This is a genomic window from Streptomyces sp. NBC_00096 (assembly GCF_045041305.1).
Classification (GTDB): Bacteria; Actinomycetota; Actinomycetes; order Streptomycetales; family Streptomycetaceae; genus Streptomyces.
The window spans coordinates 7508071-7521790 of record NZ_CP108221.1 but is presented as its reverse complement, the minus strand read 5'-3'; the positions used below and the strand labels follow the sequence as shown (position 1 = coordinate 7521790).

The 13720-nt window shown below is 68.9% G+C and carries 14 protein-coding genes; all 14 read right to left on the bottom strand.

Features of this window, described 5'->3' with window-relative positions; translation table 11 throughout:
- Positions 1 to 54: 54 nt before the first annotated feature.
- Positions 55 to 1437 (bottom strand): sensor histidine kinase, encoded by a 1383-nt coding sequence (locus OG904_RS33675; protein WP_405497624.1) that lies wholly within the window; start codon positions 1435 to 1437, stop codon positions 55 to 57.
- Position 1438: 1 nt separating this feature from the next.
- A complete protein-coding gene (locus OG904_RS33670; protein WP_405497622.1) occupies positions 1439 to 2131 on the bottom strand; it encodes a response regulator transcription factor in 693 nt (230 codons plus the stop codon).
- Between the two features lie 260 nt (positions 2132 to 2391).
- Entirely contained in the window at positions 2392 to 3030 is a 639-nt protein-coding gene (locus OG904_RS33665; protein ID WP_405497620.1) for a response regulator, read from the bottom strand.
- Positions 3031 to 3131: 101 nt separating this feature from the next.
- Complete coding sequence (locus OG904_RS33660; RefSeq protein ID WP_405497618.1) at positions 3132 to 3356, bottom strand: WhiB family transcriptional regulator; 225 nt, start codon at positions 3354 to 3356, stop codon at positions 3132 to 3134.
- 191 nt (positions 3357 to 3547) lie between these two features.
- Positions 3548 to 3784, bottom strand: a complete 237-nt coding sequence (locus OG904_RS33655; RefSeq protein ID WP_405497616.1) for a hypothetical protein — start codon at positions 3782 to 3784, stop codon at positions 3548 to 3550.
- A 17-nt stretch (positions 3785 to 3801) separates the two neighbouring features.
- Positions 3802 to 4878 (bottom strand): peptidoglycan DD-metalloendopeptidase family protein, encoded by a 1077-nt coding sequence (locus tag OG904_RS33650; protein ID WP_405497614.1) that lies wholly within the window; start codon positions 4876 to 4878, stop codon positions 3802 to 3804.
- A 247-nt stretch (positions 4879 to 5125) separates the two neighbouring features.
- Positions 5126 to 7081, bottom strand: coding sequence for an NADase-type glycan-binding domain-containing protein (locus OG904_RS33645; RefSeq protein WP_405497612.1), 1956 nt, complete (start codon positions 7079 to 7081; stop codon positions 5126 to 5128).
- The gene (locus tag OG904_RS33640; RefSeq protein WP_405497610.1) at positions 7065 to 7610 is read right to left on the bottom strand and encodes a phage tail protein I; all 546 of its coding nucleotides are present in this window, start codon (positions 7608 to 7610) and stop codon (positions 7065 to 7067) included. The genes OG904_RS33645 and OG904_RS33640 overlap by 17 nt, the downstream gene beginning before the upstream one ends.
- Positions 7607 to 9568 carry a putative baseplate assembly protein gene (locus OG904_RS33635; protein WP_405497608.1) on the bottom strand — a complete coding sequence of 654 codons (1962 nt, stop codon included), beginning with the start codon at positions 9566 to 9568 and terminating at the stop codon, positions 7607 to 7609. The genes OG904_RS33640 and OG904_RS33635 overlap by 4 nt, the downstream gene beginning before the upstream one ends.
- Positions 9568 to 9987, bottom strand: coding sequence for a GPW/gp25 family protein (locus tag OG904_RS33630; RefSeq protein ID WP_405497606.1), 420 nt, complete (start codon positions 9985 to 9987; stop codon positions 9568 to 9570). The genes OG904_RS33635 and OG904_RS33630 overlap by 1 nt, the downstream gene beginning before the upstream one ends.
- Before the next feature lie 20 nt (positions 9988 to 10007).
- On the bottom strand, positions 10008 to 11987 hold the full coding sequence (locus OG904_RS33625) for a VgrG-related protein (protein ID WP_405497604.1): 1980 nt from the start codon (positions 11985 to 11987) through the stop codon (positions 10008 to 10010).
- Between the two features lie 15 nt (positions 11988 to 12002).
- Positions 12003 to 12740 (bottom strand): hypothetical protein, encoded by a 738-nt coding sequence (locus OG904_RS33620; protein WP_405497602.1) that lies wholly within the window; start codon positions 12738 to 12740, stop codon positions 12003 to 12005.
- A gap of 9 nt (positions 12741 to 12749) precedes the next feature.
- A complete protein-coding gene (locus OG904_RS33615; protein WP_405497600.1) occupies positions 12750 to 13268 on the bottom strand; it encodes a phage tail protein in 519 nt (172 codons plus the stop codon).
- A gap of 2 nt (positions 13269 to 13270) precedes the next feature.
- Complete coding sequence (locus tag OG904_RS33610) at positions 13271 to 13720, bottom strand: phage tail protein (protein WP_405497598.1); 450 nt, start codon at positions 13718 to 13720, stop codon at positions 13271 to 13273.

The following is a 13720-nucleotide window of genomic DNA, read 5'->3' as shown; positions in this document are numbered from 1 at the left end:
GCAGCTCGTGGCGGGACTTCCGGCAGGTGCGCCAGTGCCGGTACATCAGTTGGATCATGATTCCCACGGCTGTTCTCCCTCGGTCGTGCGGGCCGCGACGGCCCGGCTGTTCGTCTCGCAGCGCAGTGCCTGCGGCCGGTTTCCGGAGCGGCGGGACACCACGGGCCCGCCGAAGGCGACGGTCACCCGCGCTCCCCCGGACGGCGCCGCGCTGAGCGTCAGGCGGCCGCCGGAGATCGTCGCCGTACGGCGGGCGATGTCCAGCCCGAGGCCGCTCGACCCGCCGGTGCTGCGCCCGCGTTCGACGACGCGGTGGTCGGAGAACCCCGGGCCGTCGTCGTCTATGGTCAGCTCGGCACCGCCATTCGCGGCCGCCCGCACCGTGATCCGCAGGCCCGCAGCCTCCGGGGTATGGGTGAACACGTTCTCCAACAACACGTCCACGACGGCTTCGAGTTCGGCCTGCTGGACGTACACCTGGCAGCCGGAGTCACGGATCGTCAGTTCGCAGGCACGTCCCTGTTCTTCGGCCAGGACCGTCCAGAACGCCACCCGCTCCGAGACGACCTCGTCCAGGCTTGCCGTCAGACCGCCCTCGGAGGCGATCGGCTTGCGGGCGTGCCGGATCACCCTGGTGACCTCGCTGTTCAAAGCGTCGAGGCCTGCGAGCAGCCGGTCGGCGCCGGGTTGGCCCTTGAGCGCCTCGGCCTGGAGCACCAGTGACGTGATGGGAGTGCGCAGCCTGTGGGACAGGTCCGCGAGCGACTCACGTTCGTTGGTGACCAAGGCGTCGATCCTGGCGGCAAGCGCGTTCAGCGTGTCGCCCAACTGGCGTAGTTCCGGCGGGCCTTCCCCGCCGAACCGGGCGTCCAACCGCCCCTGGCGCAGATTCGCCGCCACGTCGGTCAGTTCCCTGACCGTACGCACCAGCGACCGGGCCAGCCGGTCGGCGAAGGCGGCGGACACGGCGGGCAGGATGACGGCGGCAGCAACCAGGAAGGCCACGACGCGCAGTGTCGCCTCGTTCGCCCCCGCGGTGTTCACCGCCACGTCGATCTGGGCCTGGCCGCCGTCGGGCATCGCCACGGACAGGCTGGCGACGCGGTCACTGTGACAAGTCCACTGTTCGAGGTCGCCGGGGCGGTCGGGCTCCGGCTGCGGCGTGCACGGCACGGCGGCGCCGTAGCGCGTGCCCGAAGGCATCACGACCGTGGGGCGCACGGCGGCCTGCTGGTCGGCGATCCAGGAGCTGATCTGCTCGGTGCCGAGCTCGGGTGACTCGCGGGTCAGGGTGGCCAGGGTCTGGGCCTGCATGACGGCGTCGTGATCGACCTGGGCCACGTGGGCGTGGCGGGCGTAGAAGGTCAGCGGGACGGCCAGCAGGATGACGGCCAGGAGGGTGGTCAGCGCGCTGACCAGCGCGAATCTCTTCCTCATGCTACGCGGTGGGGTCGACGATCTTCACTCCGACGCCGCGCACGCTGTGGAGGTAGCACGGCTCTGCCGCGGTCTCGCCCAGCCGGCGGCGCAGCCAGGACAGGTGCACGTCGATGGTCTTCTCGCTCGCACCGAAGGCGTCGTCCCAGAGCTCCCTGAGGAGCTCGTCCTTGCTGACCACCCGACCCGCGTTGCGGGTGAGGTACGCCAGCAGCCGGAACTCCTTGGGGCGCATCTCCAGCTCCCTGCCGTCCAGGGTGGCGGTGTGGGCCTCAAGATCCACGCTCAGCCCACCGACGTGGTACGCGTTCTCCTGGCGGCGGTCTCCGGTGCGCCGCAGCACGGCACGGATCCGGGCGTCGAGGTGCTCGGCGGAGAACGGCTTGATGACGTAGTCGTCGGCGCCCAGGTCCAGGGCGCGGACGATGTGGCTCTCGTCGTCGCGGGCGCTGGCCACCAGGACCGGGGTGCTCACCGTGGCGCGGAGCATCTTGAGGACGTCCAGGCCGTCGATGTCCGGGAGCCCCAGGTCGAGGATGATCACGCCGCCCGGGGCGGCCGATGCGGCATGGCTGAGGCCGTCGGTACCGCGGGCCACCGCGTGCACGTCGTACTTCATCTTCCGCAGGGAGGCCGACAGGAACTCGCGGATCTCCGCGTCGTCCTCGATCACTGTCACGCGCGTCCAAGCCATGCCCGTCTCCGTGCCCTCGGTGGCGCCCGATCGGCACCCTCAGCAACAGAGTGCGCTCGGGAGGGTGTGCTCCGGATCCCGTGATCGAGGGAGCCGGACGGAGCGGCGAGGCCCTCCGGCCGGGGGGGCCCGGACCCCCCGATCGGCGGATCAGGGGCCGCACCGGCGCAGCCTCAGCCGTCACGCGGGCGGGTAGGTACGGGGGCGGGTAGGTACGGGGGCGGGTAGGTACGGGGGCGGGGCAGGATTCGGGACGGGATTCAGTCCAGCAGTCCGCGGCGCATGCCCTCGGCGACGGCGGCGGCCCGGTCCCTGACGCCCAGCTTTTCGTAGAGGTGCTGGGCATGGGTCTTGATGGTGCTGGGAGCGAGGAACAGCTTCTGCGCGACCTGCGGGATGCTCATGCCTTCGGCGAAGTCGCGCAGCACCTCCAGCTCCCTGGCCGTGAACACGGGACCGCCGGACTGCGCGCGCATCCGGATCTCGTCCGCGATCCCGCCCGCGAGGTCCGGGGGGATGACCGTCCTGCCGAGAGCGGCCTGGCGAACCGCCTCGACCAGCTCGGTCCGCTTGGCGTCCTTGAGCAGGTAGCCCGCCGCACCCTCCTCCAGGGCACGGAAGACGAGCTCGCTGTTCTGGAACGCGCTGACGATGACCACCCGAGTGGCGATCTTCCACTGGGCGACCGACCGGGTCAGGGCGATGCCGTCCATGTCCGGCATCCTGAAGTCGACCAGGGCGACCTCGGGCGTCAGCTCCTTGATCATCTTTAGGGCTTCCCGGCCGTTTGAGGCTTCACCCACCACGTCGATGGTCCCGCTCCAGGCCAGCGCCCTGCGCACACCCTCGCGGTAGAGGGGGTGGTCGTCCGCGATGACCACCCGGATCCGTTCCGTCATGGAGGAATCACCTCGGACTCGTCGGCATACGGCGGGGCGCGGGTGCGCACCTTCGAGGATAGTCCGCAGAGCCATCGTCGGCCTGGCAGCGGATCAGCGGGTCAGGGCCAGCCCCGCTGCCTGGCGGTCAGACCTCCCCAGATCCCGAAGGCCTCGCGGTTCTTCTCGGCGTACTGCTTGCACTCGGCACGCACCGGGCACCCGTGGCAGATCGTGAGGGCGACCGCGGAGGTCCTCATGGTCGTGGCGAAGAACGCCTCGACGTCCATGCCCTGGCACGCGGCGGCATCCGTCCAGTCGCCGTCGCCCCATCCGTCGTACCCCATGGCCGCCTCGCTTCCTTTCCGCTGCGCTCGCCGCCCACTGTGCAGGTCAGACGGCCCGCCCGGGTCGTCCGACCGGCCAGCAAGCAGGGGGACCTCCGGGCTCCACCTCTCGGCCCGGACCGGCCCGGCCGCCCACGCGCGCCGGTGGCCGGCGGCCCGACCGGACCGCCGGCCACCGGCGGACGAGGCATTCACTCGTGCCGCCCCCGCCGCTTCCCCTCCAGGAGCGGGGGCAGAAGGTGGATGCGGGCGGTCGGGTGCGGTGCCGGCGGCGGCTTCGGGAACAGCCCCAGCATCCCCAGGAGGGTCTCGCAGTCGGTGGCGTCGCGGGACCGGGAAGCCACGACGACGCGCGCGGCCTGCTCCTCCTGCTCGTCCGCGGGGCGTACCCGCAGCATGTCCTGCTGGAACATGTCGTGCCGGATCACTGTGCACGCTCCCCTTCTCAGCGGTTTGCGGACGCGACGCCATGGGACGCCAGGAACGCTTCCGGATCCATGCTGCTGGAGTGCGTGTCGGCCCTAGAGCCGACCTCGAAGTGGAGGTGGGCGCCGGTGCTGTTGCCCGTGCTGCCCACGAGGCCGATCCTCGTGCCCGCCTTCACGGGTTTGCCGACTTTGGTCTTGAACTCGCTCAGGTGTGCGTATCTAGTGAATTCCTGGGGCCCGTGCTGGATGACCACCGTCTTGCCGAAAGCCCCCTCCCAGCCCACGCTGTGCACCTTGCCGTCCACCGGGACGTTGACCCCTCTGCCCGCGGGCGCCGCGTAGTCAATCCCCGTGTGGAAGCCCAGGGCGTAGTTCCCTGCCTGCTTGTAACCGTTGGTCATCGACACGTCGGGACCGTCGACCAGTGCCACGGGCTTGCGATGCTTGCCCGGTTTCGACTCGGCAGGCTTCGTCTCGGCAGGCTTCGTCTCGGCAGGCTTGGACTTGGCAGGCTTGGACTCGGCACCCTTCGGCATGACGAACTTCTGCCCGGGCCTGATCTCGTTCGGGTCCTCGATCTGCGCGCTGTTCGCCTCGTAGAGCGGTTCCCAGCGGTCCATGGCGTGGGCCAGGGCGATGGCGGACAGGCTGTCGCCCGGCTTGACGATGTACGTACCGTCGGCCCGGTCCTTGCCACCGTCGGAGTTCTCGCCCGGGGCCTTCTCCTTGGCCCCGGACTGCCCGGACTGGTCCGAGTCTGCCGGCGGCTGCTTGTCGGGTTCTGCCGGCTCACCCGAAATGTGCTCCTGGCAAGCTCCCCAGGCACCGGCTCCCTGACCGGCGAGCACCTTCTCCGCGACGGCGATCTGCTCCGCCTCGGTGGCCTGGTGGGCGAGCGGGGCATATTTGTCGCCTCCGTAGGCCAGCCAGGTGGGTTCGGAGATCTGCAGCCCGCCGAAGTACTTGTTGCTGGCGTCTACTATGTCGAACCTGCCTCCGCTCTCGCACTGGGCCAGGTTCTTCCAGGCCTCGGCGCTCGCCGCCTCCGCGGTTCCACCGAGCAGCAGGGGAAGGGCTATGCCCGCACCCGTCACACCGGTCGCGGTGGCGACCCTCTGCGTACATGTGGGCTTCGGGCGACGGCGCCGACCAGGTCCTTTTCCGAGCATCGGTTCAATCCCTCCTGTGCCGCGGACGCGGCGTTCGTACCGTGGGGTGGTCACCTCCCCCGCGCAGTCAGCTGCGGTGTGTGAAAAGTGACTTGATGCCAAACTAGGCACTGGCGCCTTAACGGCTGCTTGCCCGGGTGCGGTCCGCGCCCCAACACGGTGCTCGGCCGGCTCAGAACAGGTATCCGCGGGTCGTGGTGGAGAATTCGAGCTCGGACAGGGCCACCATGCTGCCCGGACGGGAGCTGTACGTGCTCACGACCCGGACCTTGACCCAGTCGGCCATCCCGCGGGAGTCGAGCTTCACTGCCTGCGGCTCGCGCGCGTCGTCCAAGCTGACGGTCTGCTTGCGGCCGTTGGAGTACTCGAGCTCCAGCTGTCTGGCCCGGTCATAGGCCTTGAAATCATCATGGACACCATTGCGCACCACGAGGTGCGTCAGGTCCACCGGCCGGTCGAACTCCAGCTTGACGCCCTCGCCGTCCTCGGCCTCGGAGAGCCAGTAGGTGTCCGAGCGCAAGTCGAAGGCCATCGAACCCGAGTGCCTGGGGTCGCCGGATCCGTACTCCTCCACCCCGACGGGGTTCACCGGGGCGAACTCGGGCTTGACCGTCGCCTTCAACCGGGACTGCACCTCGGTCGCCTGCTGCGTCACGTGCACGCGGAAGGGTTCGTGGACCATGTACAGCGTGGTCACGGTCAGCAGTGCGACACTGCCGACGAGTCGAGTCGGGCCCACGAGCACGGACGGGCTGAAGCGCCGTTTGTCCCGCACGCCGGGCTGGCCCGGCCGCTGACCGGCTTCCAGAACGGCCGGACCCGGGAGGAGCCTGGCCCGCAGTCTCGGCCACCACGGCATGGTCGCGAGCTCGGCCTGTTCCAGGGACGAGCCGCACCTGCTGCAGAACTTCCGTTCCTCGTCGTTGTTCTCATCGCACTCGGGGCAGACGAGGTCCCCGGGCAGGGCGGACCGGGTGGCCCGCTGCCTCCGCGGAACGGGTCTGCGGCTCTCGGGTTCGGCCGGCGCGACGAGGCCGGGCTCGCGGTCTTCCTCCTCGTCGTCGGACCCGTCCTCCTCGTCGTCGTCCTCGTCCTCGTCCTGTACGACGTCGCCTCCGCCGTCCCCGTTCTCCTCCTGGTCCTCCCTCAGGAGGTCTTTCAGCCAGTCGTCTTCCTCCTCGTCCTCGGCAGCGACGGACTCCCCCTCGCCCTCCTTCGTCAGGAGGTCGTCCAGCCGGTCCTCGTCCTCATCTCCGCCTTCGTCCTCGTCGCTCTTGCCCGCGTCCCCGTCGTCCTCGTCATCGTCATCGTCATCGCCCTGGTTGTCGGCTCCGTCGCCGCCGTCCTTCTCGTCGTCCGCCAGGAGACCGGCCAGCCAGTCGTCTTCCTCCTCGTCGTCCTCGGCGTCGGACTCCTTCTCGTCGTCGTCCTCTTTCAGGAGGTCGGCCAGCCAGTCGTCGTCCCCGCCCTTGCCCGTGCCTCCCTGTTCGTCGTCCTCGTCGTCCTCGTCGTCCTCGTCGGACTTCAGGAGGTCGGCGAGCCAGTCGTCCTCTTCCTCGTCGTCATCCTCGTCATCCTCGTCGTCCCGGCCGGACCCGGCCTTGTCCTTGCCGTTGTCCTTGAGGAGGGACGCGAGGAACTTGTCGTCCTCGTCCTCGTCCTCGTCGTCGTCGAAGGCCGAGGGCCGCCCCATACCCGGAGGACCGCCCATACCGGGAGGACCGCCCATGCCCGGCATGCCCATGCCCGGAGGACCGCCCATACCCGGGCGACCCATGCCCGGAGGACCACCCATGCCCGGCATGCCCATGCCCGGAGGACCGCCCATGCCCGGCATGCCACCCATGCCGCCCATGCCGCCCATGCCCATGGGCATGCCGGGGACGCCGGCCGGTCCGGTACGGCCCGCCAGAGCGTCCCGGCTGCCCACATCGGCGTAGAGGCCACGCTGCATCCGCTGCAGGGCCGACGGCGCCGGTCCCGCAGCCTGCTGCTCGGCTTCCTGCCGCAGGTCATCCGGGAGGTCGATCTTCTGCTTCTTGCCGGTCCACTCCAGGAAGGAGCCACACGAGCCGCAGAACTTGTCACCCGCGTGGTTGTTGAACCCGCACTTACGACACGTGGTCATCGTTCGACAACTCCACGGACCACATGACATGTGCCGGTACAGCGCCGGCGATCAAGGTCTCGACTGCGTCCCGCCGGCCGGCGAGCGCCTTGGGCAGCAGGACCGTGACCCGCGGCTCGGCACCGGTCGGGTCGCACCCCCCCACCCGGTCGGAGCAGCGCACCCCGCCGCTGTCCCGCACCTCCAGCCACACTCCGGTCAGGGTGTGCAGCGCACCGCGCAGGCCTTCGTACGTACCGCGGACCACGAACGCCTCCGCCGCATGCTTGACCCGGGCGCGCCGGGCGGCCTCGGGAAGGGTCTCCTCCACCGTGACGCCCAGCCATGCGGCGAGCCACGGGAGGAAGTCCGCCGGCGTGGTGTCCGGGTCCGCGTAGGCCTCCAGCGAGTCGAGGACGGCGATCACCGGGGCGAGCACGTCGTCGAGACCGCCGGTGAAGCGCTGGGCGAAGGAGTCTTCCTGGTACACGGCAGGCAGGTAGCTGCCGATCGGGTAGGGGGTGACGAGACCGGGAACCGTTCCCCTCATGCTCCACTGCCTTCCACGAGGACCTGGTGCTCGAAGGAGAAGATCAGGCTGTCGCGGTCGAGCTTGACGCGGTCGGTCTCCTCGCCGCGCGCGCCGGTGACCGGGTTGGCGTTGAACAGCCGTACCTCCTCGACGATGCCCACTCCGTCGACCTGCTGGAGTACCCCGTACAGGTCACCGGCCTGCACCGGACGGCCGAACGGCCATCCGGTGCCGTCGGCACCGCCCGTGACGGGGTTGAGGTAGCGGTAGAGGGCGTCCAGCGCATCGTCGGTGACCCGGTCGGTCTTGGCGCCCGGCACCGCGCGCAGACGTGCCACTGCCGTCACGCCCCGGTAGAGGGGCGGCTCCACCAGGACGGTGGTACCCACCAGCCGGCGCTCGTCCAGTCGTCGGGTCACCGTGTCCAGTGTGCTCTGCCGGGGCTTGAGGTCGGCGAAGCGGGCCGGGCCCGGGCCTGCGGGCAGGTCGGGGACCACGAGCACCTTGACGCTACCGGCCGGCAGCCCGGCCTCCTGGGCCGGCAGACAGCGTACGCGGGCCAGTTCGGGAGCGACCTCCCGGGTGAGGACCTCGAAGTCCTCGGCCGTCACCGCGCGGCCGCGGGTGTGCATGAGCATCGGGGCGCGGGACTTGACCTCGTCGACGGTCTCCCCGTCCACTCCGCCCGTCGCCGGGGCGAGGTTCCCCACGCCCGCGATGAAGGGGATGGAGGACATCAGGGCCCGGATGGCGCCCTTGCCGACGTTGCCCACCGCCCCACCGCCGGTGGCGTACCGGCGCAGCCGCACCACCGAGTCCTTGGGGGGCACGGCACCGTAGTGGCGCATGGTGCCGTCCGCCTGCCGTACCACCGGGCCGAAGCAGACCGTTCCGTTGGTGCTGTCGATGACGTAGTGCCGGTCTTCGGAACCGCTCGCGGCGAAGTGGTCCACCTCGGTCCACTGGGTCCAGCCGTCCTCACCGCTCACTTCGAGGACCGCCGGCACCGCCGTGGCCAGGATGGGTGCGTGGGACGCCTGGAAGCGCTGGTTGCCGGTGCCGTCGGACACGCCGAGTTCGTCGTCGTGGATGATCTCGGCGTGGACCACGTCGACCGTGCCTCCGACGACCGACACGTCCATCGAGTCGATCACCGGCGAGGTGCTGTACACCGGGCGGTCAGGGCGGGGCTCGACCACCCGCGCGCGGAGCCAGCCCGCGCGCCTGCCGTCGAGGATGCTCGCGTGGTGGCCGGCCGGTACCTGCAGCACGATCGAGCCGGGGCGGTTGAGGCCGCCGGTGGCGTCGGAATGCACCCGGCAAACCTGCCAGTCGTCCCCGTCCCAGGCCTCCCACACCAACGGCGGATAGTCGGGGTCGACGCCCACCCCCTGGATGCGGCAGGTGAAGTCCAGGCTGACCATGGCCCGCGGCACCGCCTCCGTCAGGCCCACCAGGAGGCAGTCGTCCACGGCGGGACTCTGCGCGCCGAAGGCCGGGAACCCGACCTGGAGTCGGTGCTGCTCGTCGCGCGCGAGCAGCGTGCCCGTCGCGGACTCGAGGGTCATCAGGTGCTGCAGCGTGGCGGGCGGGAGCCTCAGCTCGTGCCGGGTGGCGAACACCACCGACCGCTCTGTCTCGGTGCGCAGGGTGGCGACGTTGGTACCCGCCGGTACGGACATCGCGGTCGTGGCGCGGGCTGCCAGCCAGAAGGTGACGGGGGCCTGCGCAGGTACGGGCGGCAGCAGCCGGGCACCGAGGAGGTCGAGGAACTTCACGTACATGCGCTCGGGGACCCGGTTGAGCCGGAACAGCAGCTGGTCCGTCATGAAGGCGAAGGTCTCGATGAGCGTGACGCCCGGGTCCGAGACGTTGTGGTCGGTCCATTCCGGGCAGCGGCGCATGACCATGCGCTTGGCGTCGTCCACCAGGTCCTGGAACCGGCGGTCGTCGAGATCGGGCGACGGGAGTGCCATCAGTAGTCTTCCCCTTCTTCCGGGATGGTGTAGAACGGGAACACCAGGTTGCGGAAATCGTTGGTCGCCTTGACGGCGTAGACGATGTCGATGTGGACCAGGCTCGGTTCGTCCGGGGCGGGGGCGGCCCGCACGCTGTGGACGTCGATCCTCGGCTCCCAGCTCACGAGGGCGGTCCGGACCTCTTCCGAGAGCATGGCCATCGTCTGGAAGCCGGTGTCCTGGAAGACGTAGTCGCGCAGCCTGCACCCGAAGCCGGGCCGCATGGGGCGCTCGCCCGGATAGGTCGACAGGATGATCTTCATTGCCTGTTCCAGCTCTGTTTCGCGCCGGACCAGCGCGATGCCGCCGGTGGCACCCACGCCCATGGGAAAGGCCCATCCGGCGCCTATGAAGTCGTCCGCTCTGTTCGCAGCCATGCCGTCCTCGTATCGCAGTGTCAGTTGAGATCGATCGTCGTACCGGTGACCTTGACCCTGGTGCCCTTGATCTCCAGGTCGCCGTTGCTCTGCAGCGCCAGCTTCTTCGAGGCCTGGAGAGTGATGTCACCGCCGGTCACGTTGACCGTGCCCTGCGGGCCGGCGTCGATGTTCACGGTGCCGTCGCCATTGGTGGAAATGGTCAGGGTGCCCCGGTTCTTTGCCTTGCCGGTCGTCGGCTTGCAGACGAGCTGTACCTGACCGGTCGTCTCGTTGATGGTCAGGCCCAGGTCGTTCAGGGCCGTCGCCAGCACGATGGACGACTCGTCGTCGGGCCGGGCCGAACCAGCCGGGACTTCGCGGAAGGCGAGCCTGCTGCCGCTGCTGCTGACCATGCCGCGGTGTATGACCTCGCCGGGCTTGTGCTCGTCTTCCTTCTTGCCCAACTCGGGTGGAGACCCCGAAGCCGAGTCGTGGGTCTTGCCCTTGGCGCCACCGCCCGGCGCCTTGTCGACGCCGAGCATGGTGCCCGCGCCGCTGCGCATCATGCCGCCGATCACAATCGGCCGGTTCACGTCGTCCCACTCGAACGCCACCAGGACTTCGTCCCCGACCTCGGGCATGAAGAGGACCGCGCCACGGTTGCCGCCCAACTGGACCACACGTGCCCAATCGGTCTTGTAGTCCTTCGACAGCAGGGGCAGACTCACCTTGACCCGGTTGACGCTGGGGGAAGCGGCCACCTCGGCGACGATGCCGTACATCATGCCGCGGGCCCGTCGGCCCGCGTCGGAGTCCCGACGGCGCGATACCGATCCGGACCCGGTATCGCGGCCGGTGACGAAGAAGCGGGTGAAGAAACCCCCTTCGTCCTCACAGAACGTGTGGCGTACGTTGGTGACGATCCAGTTCCCGCAGAACGGGCCGGGCACACCCTCGATCTGGACGTAACGGCCCGGCATGATGTGGCTGTTGCCGAAGGTGAGACCCTCCGCCTCGGCGGTCGTCGCACCGATCTGTTTCGCGATGCCGCCGGCGAGCACCTTGGCAGCCTTGAAGCTGCCGGATCCGGCACCTACGGGACGGTCCACGACGAGATGGGTGTCGAGAGGGAAAAGCTTGCCCTTCTGCTTCTTCCCGGCAATGGTCTTGAAGGGCGTTCCGGGCCGCCGGAACGCAGGGTTGACGTAATCCACCGCGGCGGTGGCGGACACGACCGTGGCGTTCTCCTCGTCCCAGGTGCGCACCTCCACCTGGTCGGGGAGCGTCTCCCGTGCCGACAGTCGGGGCAGGAAGGTGAGTAGGTCGTCCCCGAAGGTGAGGAGGGGTCGCTGGGCCACTCCGGGGGACGACGCGTTCGTCTGGGGAGGCTGCGCTCCGTTGTCGGTCGGGCCGAAGTGGAACACGTCTCCGACCATGCGCATCTCGAAGCCGTTGGCCCGGGCGCGGTCCTGGAGGAAGTCCCAATCGGTCTGCGCGACCTGGGCAAGGTGCCGGTGCGTGTATTCCAGTTCCTCGTGCTGGACGGTGCCGCCGTCGACCTTCAGCCCCGCTTGCTTCGCGATGTCGTTCGCGATGTCGGAGTCCGTCTTGTTGGGGAAAATGCGGGTGCGCCGGGACCGCTGCAGGACGTGGGAGAGGTCGTGCCCGCGGACGATGACGTAGGTCATCAGGTTCTCGCAGATCGCTTCCATCGACGTGACCGTGCCGTGGATCAGCACGCTGCGCGAACTGCCGGCGGGGGTGCTGATCTCGATCGTGTCCCCGATTTTCAGTTCCTCGGTGACCTTCTTCTCGCCCGGGGCCGTACCGCCGTCCTCGACGAAAGTGATCTCGAACGTGCCGGGCAGGTACCGGTGGGTGTCGACCACCACACGGATCGCCTTCCGTTCGGTCTGGGCGGAGATTTCCTTCCCGTCGATCGTGATGACGGCGCGGGCCGAGACGGGGTCGCTCGATTGGGCCGACGCAGCGGGGATGGCCGGGGGCTTCTGGGGCACGTGTTTCTCCGCAGGTCAGTCGAGCTCGTGGGGGTTGGGCAGGTAGACGGTCTGGCCCGGGCGCATGCGCAACGGGTCGTCGATTCCGTTGGCATCGGCGACCTTGCGCCAGTGCGAGGTGCTCCCGTACTGGGTCCTCGCGAGGTTCACCAGGTCCTCGCCCTCGGTGACGGTGTAGCTGCGCCGCCCCGGCAGGCCGCCCGACGTGGGGTTGGTGGGGAGCGTGCCCAGCAGGCTGGGCTGCTCCTTCATGTTGATGGTCGCCTTGGCGCGGATCGGGATCCCGGACGGGGTGAAACGCACGTAGTTGACCGTCACGCTGACCAGCACCACGTTGTAGTAGAAACCCAGCATGGGCGGGCCGTAGGTGAAGGTGACGACGGGTATCCGGTTGTACGAGCCCTCGTCGATGAGGCCGACCCTGCTGAGCAGGCTCCCCTTCTGCAACTGGGCGGCGGCGGCCGTCTGGCCCAGGGCTCCTCCGCCGGGGCTGATCCAGTTGAACAGCTGGTCGCACAGCTCCTTGGTCTCGGGGCCGGCGAACGTCACGTCGCTCAGACCGATCTTGAGAGCTTCGGCGCGCTGGAACGAGGTCCCCGTCTCGCCCTGCTTGTTTCCGTTCTTCGAGGTACTGCCGTGGGTCTTGTAGCCGAGCTCACGGCTCATCGAGATCTTGTCGGGGTTCAACAGGAAGGGGACTGCCCCGGGCATGGCCGGTTCGGTGCAGATCAGTGCCGCGTTGGTGTTCGTCATGGCGCTCTCCTACAGGAACCCCTGGTGGGCGAGCTCAAGCGTCTCCAGAGCGACCTTGTTGGCGTCCGAGTCGAGGTCGGGGCCCTTCCAGTTCTTCGGGTAGACGTTCCGCAGCTCCCAGTGGTAAACGGGGTTGTTGTGGGCATCCATCAGGGTGATCTTCATCCCGGTGCCCGGGTACTCCGGCCCGCCGAGTTCGTAGGCGTACCACTCCTTGGTGACCTTGCGCAGCCAGTCCTCGACCTTCTTCGTGTCGTCGGCCTTGATCGCCCGCACCAGGGTGACGGCGCCGTATTTCAGCCGCTTAGGGAGGAGGACGTTGTACTCGTAGTTGCCGCCGCACTCGACTTCGTCGTGCTCGAAGGAGACGTTCAGACCCCGGCACGAAGACCAGTGGCCGAGGTCCAGGCCGCCCACCTCGACCTTGAAGCGCATGGCCATGCCGAGCATGGCCTTGTTGGTGTTCCACTCGCCCTGAGCGCTCCCACCGGCCGCGGCACCGGCAGGCGTTTTCGAGAAGTCGGCCACGACTAGGCCACGTCGTCTTCGAGGAAGCCGAGGTGCTGGAGTTCCAGGGTCTCCAGCGCGACCTTGCTCTGCCCGGCCTCGAAGCTGGCGATGGACCACTTGACCGGGATGATCCGGCGCATGCTCCACGAGATCACCGGCTGGTTGTGCGGATCCATCAGGGTGATCACGCCGGTGTGCCCCTGGCTCTTGAACGAGTTGCTCGAAAGCCACTTCTGGACAGTCGTGGAATCCTTGCAAGCGGCCCGCGTCAGCTTGAGGGGGGTGTACTCGGTGAAACCGGGGAAGTACCAGCGGTCGTTGCCGGCGTCTCCGGCCCGGTAGTCAGCCATCTTCCACTGCACGTCGAGTCCCTGGACCTGGGCCCAACTGCCGAGGTTGTACTCACCGTTGTGCACCTCCACGGAGAACCGGTTGGCAAGTGCGAGTGTGCTGTCGTCGCTCAAAGGCAT